A 17397-nucleotide genomic window follows, 5' to 3' on the forward strand; every position below is an offset into this window, starting at 1 on the left:
TCATCACTTCTTAACTCTCTCAGAATGCGCTATATTCTGCAGTGTTTACACTATTTAATCCAACGAAAACCGTCATGCCATTTGTTTCTGTGCCCAATAGCTTTATCAAAATTTCACTTCTTCTTTCATGCTTATTGTTTAGCGTTCATTCTGTCGCCAAAGAGCCGTTACGAATTTGTGCCATTTACCCTCACCTCAAAGATTCCTACTGGTTATCTGTTAACTATGGCATGGTGGACGAAGCACGTAAAAACAACGTTCAACTACGAGTACTCGAAGCCGGTGGCTACCCAAACCACGAAAAACAAAAAGAACAGCTTGCGCTGTGTACAAACTGGAATGCCGACGCAATTATTCTAGGTACTGTAGCACCTGATATCTACTTCTCTGATCTGAAAAGCTATGTTGGTAATACCCCCATTTTCGCCACTGTGAATAAACTGATTGTCGATAAAGAGACAGAAAGCCTCCTCAAAGGTGAAGTAGGCGTTGATTGGTACTGGATGGGTTACTACACCGGCGAATACCTCAAGCGTAAACATCCACTAGGCACTGGCATCACTAATGTCGCCTTGTTACCTGGACCGAAATCAAGCGGTGGAACGAAACCCGTTATTCAGGGGCTACTGGCCGCTATTAAAGACAGCGATGTCCGCATCACGGAAACGTATTGGGCTGATAATGATAAAGAGCTACAACGCAATCTAGTGCAAAAGGCGATTGAAGGTGATCAAATCGACTACATCGTGGGTAGCGCTGTGGCAATTGAAGCGGCAATCAGTGAATTGCGTTCTGCAGGAAAAACCGGACAAATCGGTCTCATCTCCACTTACCTTAGTCATGGCGTGTATCGCGGTTTGCTACGAAATCGTGTCGAATTTGCCCCAACCGACAAAATGGTTAAGCAAGGACGTCTCTCGATTCAACAGGCGATTCATTACCTGAATGGGATGCAATATGAAAAAATTGAAGCTCCTATCATAGAAGCTTTGACACCGAATAGTCTCAACCCTAAAGTGATCGCCGAGTCTCTGTCTCCTTCAGAGTATCGCCCTACGTTTTATATCAATAATTAGGAATATTAGATGCAAAAAACAACGCGTACTATGCCAGCACATAAACATGTCGCGCTGGTCGCTCACGATAACTGCAAGCCAGAGCTGTTGCGTTGGGTAAAAGAGAACAAAGAGAAACTTCAACGACACTTTCTTTACGCAACGGGCACAACTGGCCATATGCTAAGTAAAGAAACTGGCCTTGCAATTAAGAGCATGATCAGTGGCCCGATGGGCGGCGACCAACAGTTAGGTGCGTTGATTTCTGAAGGTAAAATTGATGTGATGATTTTCTTCTGGGATCCCCTCAATGCCGTTCCACACGATCCAGATGTAAAAGCCCTTCTACGTATCGCGAGTGTATGGAACATTCCGGTTGCCACGAACCGTGCCACCGCTAAATTTCTCTTTAGCTCAGATCTTATCGAGCAAGAAGTAGACATCGAAATTCCAGATTACGACGCATACATTGCCGAGCGTATTTAATTCTTGCTATCAATGTTTAACGGCAAGTGCTGATTTCAGTCTGAGATAAGAAAAAACCGAAGCATTGGCTTCGGTTTTTTATACAACGTTTAACACTGACTTAATGCTAACTATGCTTGGTTCACTGGATAATCATCGTTAAGTAGCTCTTTGACAAAAGTAGAACCACTGCCTTTATACGCCACCCATACTTTTTTCTTCGCACGGGTTAATGCCACATAAAATAGACGTCGCTCTTCTGCATAAGCGAAATCATCGTTCGATTGCGTTAATGCACCATTGAGGTGAATTGCTTTCACTCGCGCAGGAAACTGGCCTTCATCGACATTGACAATCACTACGTAGTCCGCCTCTTTACCCTTACTACCGTGACAAGTCATAAACTCAATATCGAGTTGATTAAACTGTTTCTGCCAATCGGTAAACAACTCTGGCTTGTGGTAGTGATTGCGGCCTAAAATTAATACCGTTTGCTTTGTCTTCGCTTTACGATCTAATTGATCGAGTACCTTCTCAACATTCGCCATTGGCAACAAGGTAACTGCTTTGCCTTTTTGCTCTTTGTGGCTCTTGAGTTCTTTTTCCAACTGGTTAGGGTTTTGCTGAATAAAGGTATTGGCAACGTTACCCAATTGGTTATTAAAGCGATACGTTGTATCGAGATAGTGTAACGTAGAGTTAGGGAAACGTTCAGCAAAGCCAGTGGTCAAGTCGACATCTGCACCCGCAAACTGGTAGATTGACTGCCAATCATCCCCTACGGCAAATAGCACGCAGTCTTGGTGTTTGCTTTGGTTACACAGTGCTTCCACTAATGCCAATCGCTGCGGCGAAATATCTTGGTATTCATCAATCATGATGTATTTCCAAGGTGAGGTAAATTTGCCTTTTTGCACGTAACTGGTTGCACGGCTTATCATGCTGTTAAAATCGATTTCATTTTGTTCTTTCAGCATTTCTAGCCACGCTTGATAACATGGCCACACTAGTGCTAACTCGCTGTTAAGCCGTGTATATTCACGATGTTCAACCAGCTGTTGCTGGATCTGCTTTTTGCTGCATTCCATCGCCGCTAGTTGGCTCAACTGAGTATCTAACCAAGCGATTAATTTCGGATTTTCTACATGACTGCCTAACTCTTCGTCACCGGCAATATAGGCAATTGGCCATTGCGATAGATGTTTTTGCCAGCGTTTGTAGCTAGTGGGGGTCATCCAATGGCGTTTTAACCAATCAGTACACCAGGCTTGACGTAAATTGTCATTGGTCGCTACTTGAGAAATCGAAACTTGATCCCCTTCCACATGACGCAAAATCTGCAAACCAAGCTGATGGAATGTGTTCACTTTCACCGGCTCAGAACCTGAACCAATCTTACTGCTTAGTCGCTGGCTCATTTCTTGGGCCGCTTCTCGACCAAACGCAAGCATTAATATTTCTGAAGCTTGCGCTAAATGGCTTTGCAGCAAGTAGGCCACACGCGCGGTAAGCACACTGGTTTTACCTGAACCAGCGCCGGCTAAGACAAGGTTATTATTGTCGTTAAGCAATACCGCTTTTTGCTGTGATAGATTGAGAGGTGACGATTCAATTTGCGAGAATAGTACTTTCCAATTGTCCAGTTCATTGAGCATCCAGTCATGATTACGCTGTTCAAGCTGTTGCTCGGAATCGGTGATCCATGGGGCTATTTTGCTCATCCGCTTGGGAATACGCAGCGCCGCATCTTCTAGCGACATCGACATAGCACTAAAATCTTGGTTTACCGTATCAAGCCATTGTGAAACTTGAGCATGAGTGACAAAGCTTTGTGCACGATGGAATACACTGACCTGCTCTTCCCACTGCGGTAAATGTTCCACTAACTGACGACATTGCTCGTTATGCCAATGCTGATAATGATTGATTGCGTAGCGCGCAAATTGGCGGCATTTTTCCCACGGCAAACCTTGCACAAGCCAACTTTGTTGACGTTTATCTTGAGGATGTGCGAAAAACTGCAATCCACCCCAGATTAACCCACGCTTGAGTTCAACGCGACCGTTCCAGATATTAAAGGGAATGCGCTCTTCACAGCTTTCTGAGCTCAATACGATAAAATCGTTATCGAGGCTAACATGATGATATTCGTTTTGGATGAAGAACTTTGCAGTCTTGTTTGCAGTTAGCTGCATTGTAATAAGCCTATGGATTCTGTTGCTTTTATCATATCGTATCCTTGTTCCGATTTGAAAAAGGAATTGAAAATTCGTTGTCAATAATCGCGACGCTTAATTTATCAACAACTAAACTTATTTCTTTATCTGTATCAGAAGTTTACCATAGAGACTCTGCTATGATTCGCTCTCAGTTACGGTAAAATTTGGAATTACAGTGCATTTTTTGAGTCAACTCCGCCTCTATTGGGCTAATAAGACGTTTAATTACAGTCTGTTAATACTGACCACCCTGTTAGGTGTTGTCATTCCAACTTGGTATTACCAACTTAACTCGTTGGTCATCCCGTTGATCCTTGGGGTGATCGCCGCTGCATTAGCCGAAAGTGAGGATAGCTTTACTGGTCGTCTTAAATCTCTCACGATCACTTTTATTTGCTTCGCTGTTGCCTCCGTTTCGATTGAAGTACTTTTCAAATATCCACCACTGTTTGCCATTGGTCTGTTTGTCTCTACCTTCGGCTTTATTATGCTGGGGGCGATTGGTCCTCGATATGCCAGTATTGCCTTTGGTTCGTTATTGATCGCTATCTATGCCATGTTAGGGGCTCACGAAAGCACCAACCTTTGGTTTCAGCCATTAATGTTACTCAGTGGTGCCGCTTGGTACTATTTGATGTCGATGATCTGGCATGCGTTTTGGCCAACCCAACCGGTACAACAAAGTCTATCCAAAGTTTTTTATGAGCTAGGCAATTATCTCGATGCGAAAAGTGAACTCTTTCACCCTGTTGCCGACCTTCATCCCCAGCCTTATCGAATTAAAGAGGCAAACCTCAACGCATTGACCGTTACCGCGCTAAATCAATGCAAGGCCACATTACTGAGTCGCTCCAAGCGTGGCCATATCGATGGTGCCAGTGACCGTTTCCTCAATATCTATTTTATCGCCCAAGATATTCACGAACGTGCTAGTTCGAGCCATTATCGTTATCAAGAGCTGGCATCGCATTTTGATCGTTCTGACGTCCTCTTTCGTTTTAAACACTTATTGCAAGTTCAGGCCAAAGCATGCCGAGAAATCGCGACGGCAATCCGTTTAGGTAAGGACTTTCAATATACCGACTCCATCTTGGCACTCGATGAATTGCAGGCCTCTCTTACCTATTTACAGCAACAGAACAAACCCGAATGGCGTTCGTTACTCTCGCAACTCGGTTATCTATTTAATAACCTAGCCACGGTCGATAGACAGCTGAGTAACGTCAACAACCCAGATGTCAGCCGTTTAGAGGAAGGGGTTCTTGACGATACTGATGCACACACGCCAAAGATCATGTGGCAGCGCATTCGTTCTAATCTCAACAAAGATTCGATGCTGTTTCGTCATGCAATTCGGATGTCGATCGCCTTAACCCTCGGTTATGGCATTATTCAATTGTTTGATATTGAACGTGGCTACTGGATCTTGCTAACCACCCTATTCGTTTGCCAACCTAACTACAGTGCGACAAAACAAAAACTGGTGGCGCGAGTATTAGGTACTCTGGTGGGGCTACTTGTAGGGGCGCCACTGCTGGCTATATTCCCGTCCCAAGAAAGCCAATTGGTGTTTATCGTCATTTCTGGTGTGGCATTCTTTGCTTTTCGTATCGCCAATTATGGTTATGCGACCGGATTTATTACTCTGTTAGTGTTGTTCTGTTTTAATCAGCTTGGCGAAGGTTATGCTGTCGTGTTACCGCGATTAGCCGATACATTGATTGGCTGCGCGCTTGCCGTTGCGGCCGTCACCTTCATCCTACCTGATTGGCAATCGAAGCGTTTACATAAAGTGATGGCTGAAGGTATTCGCTCCAATAAGGATTACCTCGCACAGATTATTGGCCAGTATCGTATTGGTAAAAATGATAGCCTCGCCTACCGTATCGCACGTCGTAATGCCCACAACCAAGATGCCAATTTAACGTCAGCGATCAGTGCGATGTTGGTGGAACCGGGTAAATATCTCTCAGCCGTGGATGAAAGTTTCCGTCTGTTAACGCTCAATCATGCCCTACTGAGCTATATTTCGGCCTTAGGCGCTCATCGAACGCGAATCGACAATGATTGTACTCACCAACTTGTTTTGCAATCGCACCGTGTGATTCACCATCACCTTGAATCTCTCTACTGCCAATTAAACGATCAATCTGCGGAGTGCACGACGTCAAATATTGATGACCCTGCACTGGAAGCTCGCCTTGCAGAATGGCGCGATGAAGATGACAGTTCGGCGAGAATGGTGCTACAGCAGCTCTATTTGATTTATCGCATGCTGCCAGAACTGCACTCACTGGCGAGCAAATTCTCGGTACGAGTTAACCACTCGTCTGAAACAGAGCAAAGCGCTCAGTAACAAGTGGTCTAGTGCAATAACAGCGCTATTTATCAATGCGTCACTGTGGGTAATTCTGAGTTATAGATTACACACAGTGGCTGCAGAAGTAGCCTAAAACGAATGTCAGTTTCACCGAGTTCTCGCCTTTAGCTGACACAATTCGGACATTATTTCCCCTCAGTTATCTATTCTAAATGCCTCTAAGCACGCACTGATGCGACGACCAAAATAAAACGATTACCATAAGGATGTGGCGCGGCTTAGTTTTGCTTTCAAAACAAGGGGACTCTAATGGCAACTGTCCACAACGCCAGAACAACGACCTATCTTCAGCGCTCATACCATGACTCAAAAAGACTCGAGTTACTCAAAGCGAGCTTGCATCAACTCACGCCAAGCCAGTTACGGGAGTTACGTGGTGTCATCAATACCAAATTGGATGATAGCGCCCGATTTAAAGTTACTGATGAAGAGCAACGCTTGATCAACAGCCTGTTTTAATGTTGTTTGTTGGTTATTAGATAATTTTCACATTCCGTTATTAGCGTTTGTCTATAATTACCACTATTAGCCCTGATATCAGGAACTTATAGTGAGCAAAGGCAAGTCGATAATAAACCAAGATTCCACGCTCGATGTCATCATTGTTGGCGGTGGCATTAACGGCGCGGGTATTGCTGCAGAAGCGACCAATCGTGGACTACGTGTCGGGTTGTTCGAAGCAAAGGACTTTGCCTGTGCAACCTCTTCAGCCAGTTCAAAACTCGTCCACGGCGGATTGCGCTATCTTGAATATGGCGAATTTCGTTTAGTCAAAGAAGCGCTTAAAGAACGAGAGATTTTGCTCACTAAAGCCGCTCATCTGATTAAACCTATGCGCTTTCGCCTGCCTCACTTATCCCATCTACGGCCAAAATGGCAAATCAAAGCCGGACTATTTTTATACGATCATCTTGCCAGGCGCTGCATTCTTAAGCCTTCCCGACAAATGAAAGTCGACCCAGCCGATGGTTTAGAAAAAAACATAACCACCGCGTTTGAGTATTCTGATTGCTGGATTGACGACGCCCGTTTGGTAATAGCTAACTTGCAGCAAGCCCGTTTAGCAGGCGCTGAAGTGCGTAATTATTGCCAAGTGATTAAGAGTGAATACGAGCGTGGGTTATGGAAGGTAACTATTTTTGATCAGCAAACAAATCTGAAATCCATTCGCTATAGCCGCGTATTAATTAACGCAACGGGCCCTTGGGCTGCTTCTTTTATTGAGCAATACACGCCAGAAACAAGCCCACATAGAATGCGTTTAGTGAAAGGATCGCACCTCATCGTGCCTAAGCTCTATCAAGGAGAACACGCCTACGTTTTGCAAAATAAGGATAAAAGAATCGTCTTTGTTATTCCTTACCTTGACCGTTTTTCAATGATTGGTACTACCGATATCCCATTTGAAGGGGATGCTTATAGCGCGACAACAAGTGACGAGGAAACCGCCTATTTGCTTTCGCTCACTAACCAATTTTTCACCCGTCAACTTGATACGAGTGATGTCATTGATAACTTTAGCGGTGTTCGCCCCTTATTCGAGGACATGGCGAAGGATACTAGTAATAATGAACAAAAGCCGATGTCGGCGCAAGCGCTCAGCCGCGACTATGATCTGACAATACAGTCAGTGCATAATGCTCCACCTCTCGTCACAGTTTTCGGCGGTAAATTAACCACTTACCGTAAGCTTTCCGTAAAGGTTATCAAAGCGTTAGAACCTTTTCTTGCCTTATCACCGCCACATTCAGAACCGACAGCCCCCCTTCCCGGCTCTATTGGCCTGCAAAGAGCGGTACTACTCAATCAAGTCACCAGCGCACATCCCTCGCTTGCAGCAACAACCGTTGCAAGACTCGTGGCTCAGTATGGTACTGCCGTGTGGGATGTTGTGAAAAATGCCGAGACTCATAACGAAATCATCATTGCTGACTTACACCGCTTTGAATTAGATTATTTGGTCGAAAATGAGTGGGCCTTCACCGCGGATGACATTGTGAGACGCAGAAGCAAACTGCATTTTGATTGCGATGCACAAGCGCTCCTGCGGCTTGAAAATGCACTCTCCATCAGACGAAGATCCCAAAATGATCTTCACCTAAAGTGATACGGTTCAACTTGTTGTAATTCAACGTTATAGTAGGCGATAAGTTTTTCACGTACGCTCATGACTATGCCGCAAAACAACGTTGATCAGCTCATCCCATTATTGACCGCTGGCCTCAAGCTGTCGATCAATCTTGAGTTTGGCCCCAATGACACACACTCATACAATGCCGATTACATAGGGTGTAAGCTTGGCCAATATCTCATCGTTGAGTTGCCAAAAAAATCGCAAGAAATGTTGGTCATGCGCCAACTGAACAACGTTTCTGTTGTCGTTCGAGCGGTAACACAGTCGAAACTTGGCCATATCATTGCGTTCAAGAGCTCTGTACTCGCCTGCATCAGCGCACCAACTGGGTTATTGTTGATCCGTATGCCACAACATTTTGCATCGAAACCGATTCGCAATTATGAGCGCTACTCGATCAACATCCCAGCCCAAGTTACCGCCAACACCGTCACCTACGAAGCGACCATGACCGATTTTTCGATCACAGGCTGTGCTTTGTCTATTGCGGGTGAAAACAACTTCGAAAAAGAGCATGTACTAGAGATTGCCTGTGAACTTTCAAATGCGCTACCACAAGAGTTAACTTATTCTGTCGTAAGCATTGAGAAAACCAAACACGGCCATAAAATCGGTGTCAAATTTGATCACACCATCGAGCTAACCCAGACACTAAAACAAACGCTGCTTGAAAAATCCTTCCAAGCCAAGCCACTCTAAAGCACTCTGGGTAAGCAGTCATCCCGACTCACTGAGCGTTACTTATCTACGTTTCTAACATGGCTAGTTTGGAAAAAAGTATCTCGATAATGAATCAGAGCTTTGTTAAGTGCGCTCTCTTTGATCGGTTTAACGATGACATAATTTGCTCCCGCATCGATAAAAGCACGTTTGGTATCATGCATACCATCCGCCGTACAAGCATAGACGGGCACCGATGAATGCAATTCTTGACGGATGATTTTGGTCGCTTCTATTCCACCCAAACTCGGCAACTGATTGTCCATCAAAACCAAATCGAGAGCCGGATTGTGTTTTAAATGCTCTATGGCGTTGTAGCCATCTTGAACCCAAGTCACTTTCATTCCATATTTTTCACAAAATGCACGGGCGATGTAAGCATTCGTATGGTTATCTTCAACCAACAATACCTCTAATGGACGATCAAATAGTGTTTCGGGTTTCACGAGCAACTGGTTGTCTTCAGGGCATGCTTCATTGTCAAGCAATTGAATCGGCAGCGTAATATTGAAGCGTGTACCCTCGCCAATGACGCTTTCAACCCAAATCGAACCTTCGAGTAATTCAACTAAACTATGAACAATCGCTAAACCTAGACCACTCCCCCCGTACTCACGGGTTGTTGTCGTTTCTGCCTGTACAAAAGGCTCAAAAATATGCTGAAGGCGTGAATCATCAATACCAATGCCCGAATCTTCCACTACAACATCCAGTGTCGTATCGCCGCCATGAGCCTTGAGGTTAAGACTGACATTAATTGAACCAAAATGAGTAAATTTAACCGCGTTGCTGACCAAATTAAACATGATCTGATTTAAGCGAATTTGGTCGCTGCAAACCCATTGCCCTGCATCGATATTACTTTGCATCGTAAACTGTACATTGTTTTCATCACACAGCGGTCGATAAGTTTTCTCTATCGTATTGACGATCTCATACAATCTGAAATCTCGGCTTTGGATATGAAATTTACCCTGTTCAATTTTTGAAAAATCGAGAATATCGTTCAGTACCGCTAATAGATGTTCGCCACTATTGACCAAAACATCCATATGCTCGATGTCATTTGCTTTAGTCAAATTGGTTTTGAGCAACTGAGAAACACCCAAGATGCCATTTAGCGGTGTGCGCAACTCATGGCTCATTCTGGCCAAAAAGTCCGCTCGAATCCGCGCTAACTCTTCGGCTTCTTCACGCGCCATTTTACTTTGATGCTCTGCTTCGACAAAGCTAGTGACATCTTGTCCTTGCGCCATAATGTGTCGGGTTTGGTTATCTATAATGATGGGCGAGAAATTCCAACGGTAGGTGTTATCGCTGATGGCAATATTAATTCCCGTCAATGACGCCCCATTTGCCGCCATTCGAATCTGTGGGATAAGCTTGTCTAATAATAATTGATAGAGTTCATCACTTTTACAGAATGTACGTTCCGCAGCTGGATTCATTCGCAGTAATTGGCCTGATGTATCCCATAAGGTCATTGGCGACAGTGAGTAGTTAAACAAGTCGGTAAATTGCTTTTCTTGTTCGCGTAATCTTTTAAACGAACGCTGAAACGACTGGCCGATAGTATTAAATTCCGCGATTTCAGAGCCTTCAAACCGTTGTTCTTGCTTAGCTTCTATGCTCTGCTCGGTGTAGACCATTAAGTTATTCAACTCTTTCGACACTCTCAACCGGAGCCAAAACCGGCTGTACAACGCAATTAACACTATCACCAATAGTGCAGCACCAACCCAGAGGTAGTGACCTTGCATCAATAAAGCGATATGAGAGTTATCTTGAATGGTGTAAACCGTAATAAAAGTAGCGACATCGTTGATGGTTAAATCAACCCTCGAAACCATGAAATCATTGGCATTGAGCTCTGGCGAATACTCTTCAAGCCATCGAATGTGACGAGCATTCGTTTTAAGGCTACTCGCGATGATTTCACTGCCGACCGTCAACACAACCTCATCGACATTACTGCCATCCAGCAATGCACGAATAAGAGAAAAATTATTGTTTAGTACAATGCCCACATAAAGATCACCGACCACCTCACCATTACTCATTGCTATTAACGAGGTACGGCGAATCATCAGATAACGCATCCCCATAGCAGAAGGTGTTTGTGAGATATACCAATCACTGCCAGTGACAAGATCATGGCTAATGTGCATCAACTGCTGATCATCAATGCCATAAAAACGGTGATTTTCATCGTTCCACGTCATCTGCTCGCCTTTGGTGATAAAGCGAAAATCAGGCGAAAGATCGGGATCAATTTGGTCAATGCCATTGAAGAATAAGCTGATGTTTTCTTCACTGTCACCGCGTAAAGAATCGACCAGCGATAAGCTTCGACTGTAGCTATCTTGCTGGATTTCGATTGATTCGAGCCTGAATGTAAATATTTCTTGTATCAGACTCGATGTTTGTAGCTTTGAACGAGCAACTTCCTGTGTGACCACTTGGCGGTTTACTTGGTAGTTTTGTAGCACGACCACTAAGGTAAGCACACCAATTGTCACAAAGATTGAATGCGTTAATAGCGTTGCAAGTTGGTGTTTGCCCGTTCGCCTTTTCCACAGTTTCATTATTGGTCTGAGTACCTAAATGCACGACGCTTTAAGCGTTCGATTTTTTCACCGCTGTCGGCACTCGTTACCACTTCAAAGTCGCCCGAATAAACATGTGGAACTTGCTTACCTTCTAAGTCCCACTTAATGGCCTCAGCCATCGCTATGCCGGTGTCATCGTTCATACGCATCACCGTCACATCAATATCACCTTGTTCAATCGCCTCTAACTCAGCAGTGCCTCCCCCCCAGCCGTTAACCAAAATATCGCCACGTTTAAGCTGTTTTAACGCATCGACGGCACCCAGTGCGACATCGGTTGAACAAGCATAAATAAATGAAATATCCGGATCCTTCTCCACCGCATTCATGGCTGCGTTGAAACCCGATTCTCTGGTCGCTTTGGTGTAGAATGAAGAACTTAACTTATAGCCGTCATGATGGCTCATCTCTTCAATGAAGGTATCTCCACGCGCATCACTAATGTAGCCTTCTGAAAAGTACAACACGGAATACTTACTGCCGGTTGCGGCTTTTTCTTTGTAGTAGTTTTCGATGTGCTGTGTGCCAAGCTGGTGGTCAAAACCAACATACATAAATGGCTGATGATCATCCCAAGCGCGCACTGGCGTGGTAATATTCTGCAAAATGAGTTTAGTGTCGGTCGAGCTAATCACGTGTTCGATAAATTTTCGATGGCGAGTGGTATCTAGTGTAAAAATGAGGTAATCAGAATTATTCTGAATTGCTTCAAGCAGTGACAAGCTTTGCTGTCGTACATCGACATTCGGTCGAGTAAACACCTGATTAATCTCATACTTAATACCTAACTTATCTAAGCGAGCTTCAAACGCTTTGATATTTCGAATCCAGTAGTCTGAGATTTGCTGTCCTGGATAGACTACCGAGATTGAGATTGGTCTATCTTGCACTTCATTGATAGCTGCAGGATGCTCTCTCACCGCTTGCGCGAGCTTACCCGTTAAGGCCTTTTGACTTGGATGAGACGACAAATATTCATCGTATTCCCAATAGCCGTTTAACACTTGAGTTGAATGCGCTAACGCGACGGACGAGAAGACAGACAGTAGCGTAGCTAGAGCCGTTTTATACATACAATTTCTCTTATTTACCTAGCAATTTTAGTAGTTCAGTACAATGCTGAACCATCAGAATTTTATTTTAATTATTTGTGTTTTATTAAGCGTAATACATTTTTACTTAGCTGACCTATCTGCACATAATAATCTGCGCATAATCGCCACCATTAAGCACCGAACTAAGTTCTATTTCACCGCAGATCAAAGCCTCTTTCTGCGGCTTGCCGAGTTGTTTTAATTGATATTCCACTTTGGACGCAATACTACGGTTATCGCCAGCAGGATGATGCCAAGCCAATGTCAGTGGCCCTTGGCCTTTCAATGCCTTTGCCCCGGTACCAGCACAATGCATCTTAAAACGACGCTCAACATCGGTTGTGATACCACAGTAGAGTCGATTGGCGCGAGTACGAACAAAATACACGCGCCAATAAGTAACAATTTTGCTATCCATTCAAGTGTTCAATGGTCGCTCGTAATTCGAGTACTTCCGCTTTTAATGCCGTAACTTCCGCTTCCAACTCAACAATGCGAGCATTCGCCGATTGACCTGTTGATGACGGTGCTAAGGCTGCTAACGCTTCAATATCTACTTCGCCGCTAAACAGGTGCTGGTAACGTGATTCTCGTTTACCCGCTTCACGTGGCAACTTAACGACGAGAGCGCCCGTTTCTGCATTGGCCATTTTTTCTAGTAACGCCTCGACTTCCTTTACGTCAGAAAATTCAGCAAGGCGATTGGTGCGAGTGCGAATTTCACCCGGCGTTTGAGCGCCACGAAGTAGCAAACAGCAAACAATACCTTTTTCCTGCTTACTCAGCTTCAGATCGCCAAATTCCGTGTTACAAAAACGATGCTGGAACTTGTTTGCACGGCTATTAAAGCTACTCTCATCACTGACTAAACGGCGGGAGATCAAACTATCAACGGCGGCTTGCACATCAGAATCACTCAGTTGCAAAACAGGTTCGCGGTTACTTTTTTGGTTACAAGCGGCGGTTAAACTATTGAGCGTTAGGGGATAGTAATCAGGTGTTGTGACTTCTTTTTCGATAAGACAACCAATCACTCGTGCTTCAATCGGGGATAGCTCAATATTCATAATACTTCCTTATTATTTTAACTTTGATATGAATCAGTGTTCTGCCAAGAGTGGCACTCGCTTCAAGTTGCCATTTTCATCAATAATGACAATTTTAGCGCGGTTTAGCTCGACTTCGGTGATTTCTTGCTGTGTTCTCTCAAATATGTACGCTTTGACAAGTTTTTCACTGCGCGTTTCATCTGAGGACGCTTCAGGCTTTGGTAAGATAATGTCGGAACTTCGCATAATTCAACACGTTATCATTCAAGTGACTTTACAAAATAATATATCGTTCCAGCGATAGGCTCAATCTATCTTGAAACGAATTGCTGATAAAAGCACCAAGTTGGCGAAATGATTGATCTTAGTACTGTAAACCCCCGCTCTGTTATGATTTAATCATTGTCAGTTAACGTTAAAACTAGGAATGGAACCTATGAGTGGTGTATTTGAAATCGTATCTCAGGCGCGTCGTAAGAATAAGTTAAAACGTGAGCTTATCGATAACGAGAAAAAAGTTCGTGATAACCGTAAACGTGTAGACCTTTTAGAAAACTTGATGGATTACATCGTTGCAGACATGTCTCATGATGAAATCGTTGCAATCATCAAAAACATGAAAGCGGATTACGAAGACCGTGTTGATGACCACATCATCAAAAGCGCTGAAATCTCAAAAGAACGTCGTGACATCAGCCGTCGCATTCGTGAACTAACCGAAGCTGACAAACAAGTTCAAAAAGGCGTTAAGAAATAACTTATCGCGGTAAAGGCTGATTTTTCAGTCTGAATAGAGTTGAGCTCACATGCCTATATGTGAGCTTTTTTTTGCTTTTTAGTTAACACTTCGTTGCATAACCTTCCATTCCCCAACCGTTTGCGTAATCGCTAACCTTCAATCTTCTGCATTTCGAGGGTTTAATCACAGTTTTGTCGCTGCTATGCTTTTGTTAAACACAATAAGCATCTGTCAATGCAATGCTAAATATAACAACACATACCATGCATTCAGAATGACTTTTGGTACAAACTTTGAGTTCAACGCAGCGTAATCAATTCCTATCTCCTAGAACTCATAGGGGAAGGACGCATACCAAGCTAACCGCTCCGCTAAAACACAAAGTCGCACCAATACAGCATCGCAATAAAATGAGGGTTAACAATGGACTTTAACGGAGTCGAACTATTAGGCTACGCTGCATCCATCATGGTCGCACTATCACTGACTATGAAAGATATCATCAAGTTACGTATCATCAACTTTTTTGGCTGTGCGCTTTTTACCGCTTACGGCTTAATGATTGATTCCTGGCCAGTGGTTCTGACTAATGGTTTCATCGCGTGCGTTAATGTTTACTTCCTGGTCAAAATGCACCAAGACAAACACAAACAAGTCTAACGTTTTGTTTCGATCGTCTAGGTAGTTGAAAAGTAAGCAGAGTAAGCCTGCTATGCAGCGCTTACTCAAGGTTTAACGAAGCAAACAAGCCTGAATCACTTAAATAAGATGATTCAGTCTATCTATTACTCATCGTCTAATGTTGCCCATAACTGGGCGCACTTCACCGCGCGCTTCCAACCTTTATAGCGTTGAGCTTGTTTGTGGTTATCTTGGCAAGGCATGAATACATCATTTATCGCGTTGGCACTGGCCGCTTGCTCACTATGAGGCCATGTTTTGCATCCCAACGCCGCCAGATAAGCTGCGCCAAGAGCGGTAAGCTCACCAACTTGAGGCCGAACAACGGGGGTTGCCAATACATCGGCTTGAAATTGCATTAGGAAGTTATTTTTAACCGCACCACCATCTACATTGAGATGTTCCAATGTCATGCCGGAATCGGCTTGCATGGCCGCCAATACGTCCTTTGATTGATACGCAATGCTTTCTAAGGTGGCTCTGACAATATGATTGGCATTAACACCTCGGGTTAACCCCACAATTGTACCTCTGGCATGCGCATCCCAATAAGGGGCGCCCAACCCTGTAAAAGCAGGAACCACATAAACACCATTGGTGGAGTTTACTTGTGTCGCCATCTCTTCCGATTGCTGAGCAGAGTTCAGTAATTTCAACTCATCACGTAGCCACTGAACGGATGCGCCGCCCATGAAAACAGAGCCTTCAAGGGCATAACACGGGTGACCTTGTGCATCACAAGCGAGTGTCGTTAACAGTCCATGAGTTGAATTAACACGTTGCTGCCCGGTATTCATTAATAAGAAACAGCCCGTACCATAGGTATTTTTGGCTTGACCTGCTTGGGTGCATTTTTGACCAAACAGCGCTGCTTGTTGATCGCCGGCGACACCGCAGATAGGAATGTTATGGCCTGCAATGTTTGCATCACCAAAATACGATGAAGAAGATTGCACCTGTGGCAACATCGATTTGGGAATCGTAAACAATTGCAGTAATTCATCATCCCACACCTTATCGTCAATATTAAACAGCATGGTACGTGAAGCATTGGTGTAGTCTGTTGCGTGAACGTTTCCTTGCGTCATTTTCCAAATGAGCCAACTGTCCACCGTGCCAAATAACAATTCGCCCCGCTCGGCTTGTTCCCGAGCACCATCAACGTTGTCTAAGATCCATTGTATCTTGGTTGCCGAAAAGTATGGGTCAAGTACCAAGCCTGTTTTCGTCTTTATGCACGCTTCTAAACCACGTGCAACTAATTCATCACAGTTCGGCGTTGTACGACGACATTGCCATACAATTGCGTTGTGCACGGGCTTACCCGTTAATTTATTCCACACCACCGTGGTTTCACGTTGATTCGTAATCCCTATCGCCGCGATTTCGTCGCCACGAATCCCCGCCTTTGCTAAGGCTTCGGTTAACGTTGCACTTTGGCTTGCATAGATATCAAGCGGGTCATGCTCAACCCAGCCGGCTTGAGGATAAATCTGTTTGAATTCACGCTGCGCATTGGCGACCACACTGCCTTGATGATCAAACACGATCGTTCGGGAGCTTGTTGTGCCCTGATCCAGCGCAACGATATATTTGGGTTGTTCAGCCACGTAATTTTCCTATTGGCACGTCTTGAGAGTAATTATAGGCAGATACAAAAACGAGAATAGCGCCAATGTCGCTATTCTCGTGCTAATTCGTCTAGATGAGTACGGTTTGCTTAATAATCCACCGATAAGATGAACAGGACTTCTGCACGTCGATTACAGGCTTTACCTTTTGCAGTAGCATTATTACAAGCAGGCTCAGCTTCGCCATAGCCACGTGTAAATATTGAACGCTGATCAACGCTATTGTTGACTAAAGACTGCTTGACGGCGTCGGCACGTTTGACCGATAGCTTGTCATTGAACTTCGCGGCGCCAGTATTGTCAGCATGCCCATCAATTACTACATCAATACCTGGCTGGGACGCAACGTAGCGGGCGATAACGTCGAGCCAGTAAGCAGACTGACGAGACACTTGCGATGAACCCGTATTGAACTTGATCGTATCGACCAGTTTGACCATCTTGTAATCACCCGGCAGCACTTCATAATTTAAATTGTGCTTTGCTAGAAAACTTTCTAGTGAGTGTGGTTGGTACGCATTCTTTTCGCCATAGGGGCCTTGCACGCCGGACTTTGGTTTCACTGTTGCTTTGCCCTGAGGAATCCCCTAATGATTTTGATAAAAATCATAAATTTAAGGT

Annotated in this window: 15 protein-coding genes and 1 pseudogene; 8 read left to right on the top strand and 8 right to left on the bottom strand. The window is 44.3% G+C overall.

What is annotated here, in order from left to right:
- Positions 1-74: 74 nt before the first annotated feature.
- Together torT and RJD38_RS19755 are read left to right on the top strand one after the other, a co-directional pair.
- Positions 75-1076: a TMAO reductase system periplasmic protein TorT gene (torT, locus tag RJD38_RS19750; protein WP_065546278.1), complete on the top strand. Its 1002-nt coding sequence runs from the start codon at positions 75-77 to the stop codon at positions 1074-1076.
- A 9-nt stretch (positions 1077-1085) separates the two neighbouring features.
- Positions 1086-1541, top strand: a complete 456-nt coding sequence (locus RJD38_RS19755) for a methylglyoxal synthase (protein WP_005599385.1) — start codon at positions 1086-1088, stop codon at positions 1539-1541.
- Between the two features lie 110 nt (positions 1542-1651).
- Here RJD38_RS19755 and helD read toward each other — a convergent pair whose 3' ends face one another.
- Entirely contained in the window at positions 1652-3715 is a 2064-nt protein-coding gene (helD, locus tag RJD38_RS19760; RefSeq protein ID WP_065546280.1) for a DNA helicase IV, read from the bottom strand.
- 199 nt (positions 3716-3914) lie between these two features.
- On the opposite strand from helD, the gene yccS reads away from it, so the two are divergent.
- From yccS to RJD38_RS19780, 4 genes are all read left to right on the top strand, one after another.
- On the top strand, positions 3915-6095 hold the full coding sequence (gene yccS / locus RJD38_RS19765) for a YccS family putative transporter (protein WP_065546281.1): 2181 nt from the start codon (positions 3915-3917) through the stop codon (positions 6093-6095).
- A 273-nt stretch (positions 6096-6368) separates the two neighbouring features.
- On the top strand, positions 6369-6578 hold the full coding sequence (locus RJD38_RS19770) for a hypothetical protein (RefSeq protein ID WP_005599390.1): 210 nt from the start codon (positions 6369-6371) through the stop codon (positions 6576-6578).
- 91 nt (positions 6579-6669) lie between these two features.
- On the top strand, positions 6670-8226 hold the full coding sequence (glpD, locus tag RJD38_RS19775) for a glycerol-3-phosphate dehydrogenase (protein WP_065546282.1): 1557 nt from the start codon (positions 6670-6672) through the stop codon (positions 8224-8226).
- Positions 8227-8292: 66 nt separating this feature from the next.
- Positions 8293-8952: a PilZ domain-containing protein gene (locus tag RJD38_RS19780; protein ID WP_367971474.1), complete on the top strand. Its 660-nt coding sequence runs from the start codon at positions 8293-8295 to the stop codon at positions 8950-8952.
- Between the two features lie 38 nt (positions 8953-8990).
- Here the strand turns inward: RJD38_RS19780 and luxQ are convergent, their stop codons facing one another.
- The 5 genes from luxQ to RJD38_RS19805 all read right to left on the bottom strand — a co-directional run bounded on the left by luxQ (position 8991) and on the right by RJD38_RS19805 (position 13971).
- Positions 8991-11558, bottom strand: coding sequence for a quorum-sensing autoinducer 2 sensor kinase/phosphatase LuxQ (gene luxQ, locus RJD38_RS19785; RefSeq protein WP_065546284.1), 2568 nt, complete (start codon positions 11556-11558; stop codon positions 8991-8993).
- A complete protein-coding gene (locus RJD38_RS19790) occupies positions 11558-12655 on the bottom strand; it encodes an autoinducer 2-binding periplasmic protein LuxP (RefSeq protein WP_005599399.1) in 1098 nt (365 codons plus the stop codon). Before RJD38_RS19790 ends, luxQ begins: the two co-directional genes overlap by 1 nt.
- A gap of 115 nt (positions 12656-12770) precedes the next feature.
- Positions 12771-13094 (bottom strand): GIY-YIG nuclease family protein, encoded by a 324-nt coding sequence (locus RJD38_RS19795; RefSeq protein WP_005599401.1) that lies wholly within the window; start codon positions 13092-13094, stop codon positions 12771-12773.
- Positions 13087-13743, bottom strand: a complete 657-nt coding sequence (locus RJD38_RS19800; protein WP_065546285.1) for a YceH family protein — start codon at positions 13741-13743, stop codon at positions 13087-13089. The genes RJD38_RS19795 and RJD38_RS19800 overlap by 8 nt, the downstream gene beginning before the upstream one ends.
- Positions 13744-13776: 33 nt before the next feature.
- The gene (locus RJD38_RS19805) at positions 13777-13971 is read right to left on the bottom strand and encodes a hypothetical protein (RefSeq protein ID WP_005599403.1); all 195 of its coding nucleotides are present in this window, start codon (positions 13969-13971) and stop codon (positions 13777-13779) included.
- 190 nt (positions 13972-14161) lie between these two features.
- On the opposite strand from RJD38_RS19805, the gene RJD38_RS19810 reads away from it, so the two are divergent.
- Together RJD38_RS19810 and RJD38_RS19815 are read left to right on the top strand one after the other, a co-directional pair.
- Positions 14162-14482 carry a DUF496 family protein gene (locus tag RJD38_RS19810; RefSeq protein WP_005599404.1) on the top strand — a complete coding sequence of 107 codons (321 nt, stop codon included), beginning with the start codon at positions 14162-14164 and terminating at the stop codon, positions 14480-14482.
- A gap of 405 nt (positions 14483-14887) precedes the next feature.
- On the top strand, positions 14888-15124 hold the full coding sequence (locus RJD38_RS19815) for a YgjV family protein (protein WP_005599405.1): 237 nt from the start codon (positions 14888-14890) through the stop codon (positions 15122-15124).
- A gap of 125 nt (positions 15125-15249) precedes the next feature.
- Here the strand turns inward: RJD38_RS19815 and glpK are convergent, their stop codons facing one another.
- A complete protein-coding gene (gene glpK, locus RJD38_RS19820) occupies positions 15250-16755 on the bottom strand; it encodes a glycerol kinase GlpK (protein ID WP_065546286.1) in 1506 nt (501 codons plus the stop codon).
- A gap of 110 nt (positions 16756-16865) precedes the next feature.
- A pseudogene (locus RJD38_RS19825) lies at positions 16866-17351 on the bottom strand (OmpA family protein); the annotation flags it as partial.
- Positions 17352-17397: the final 46 nt, after the last annotated feature.

Origin of the sequence: Vibrio scophthalmi (assembly GCF_040869025.1) — a bacterium.
Lineage (GTDB): Bacteria > Pseudomonadota > Gammaproteobacteria > Enterobacterales > Vibrionaceae > Vibrio > Vibrio scophthalmi.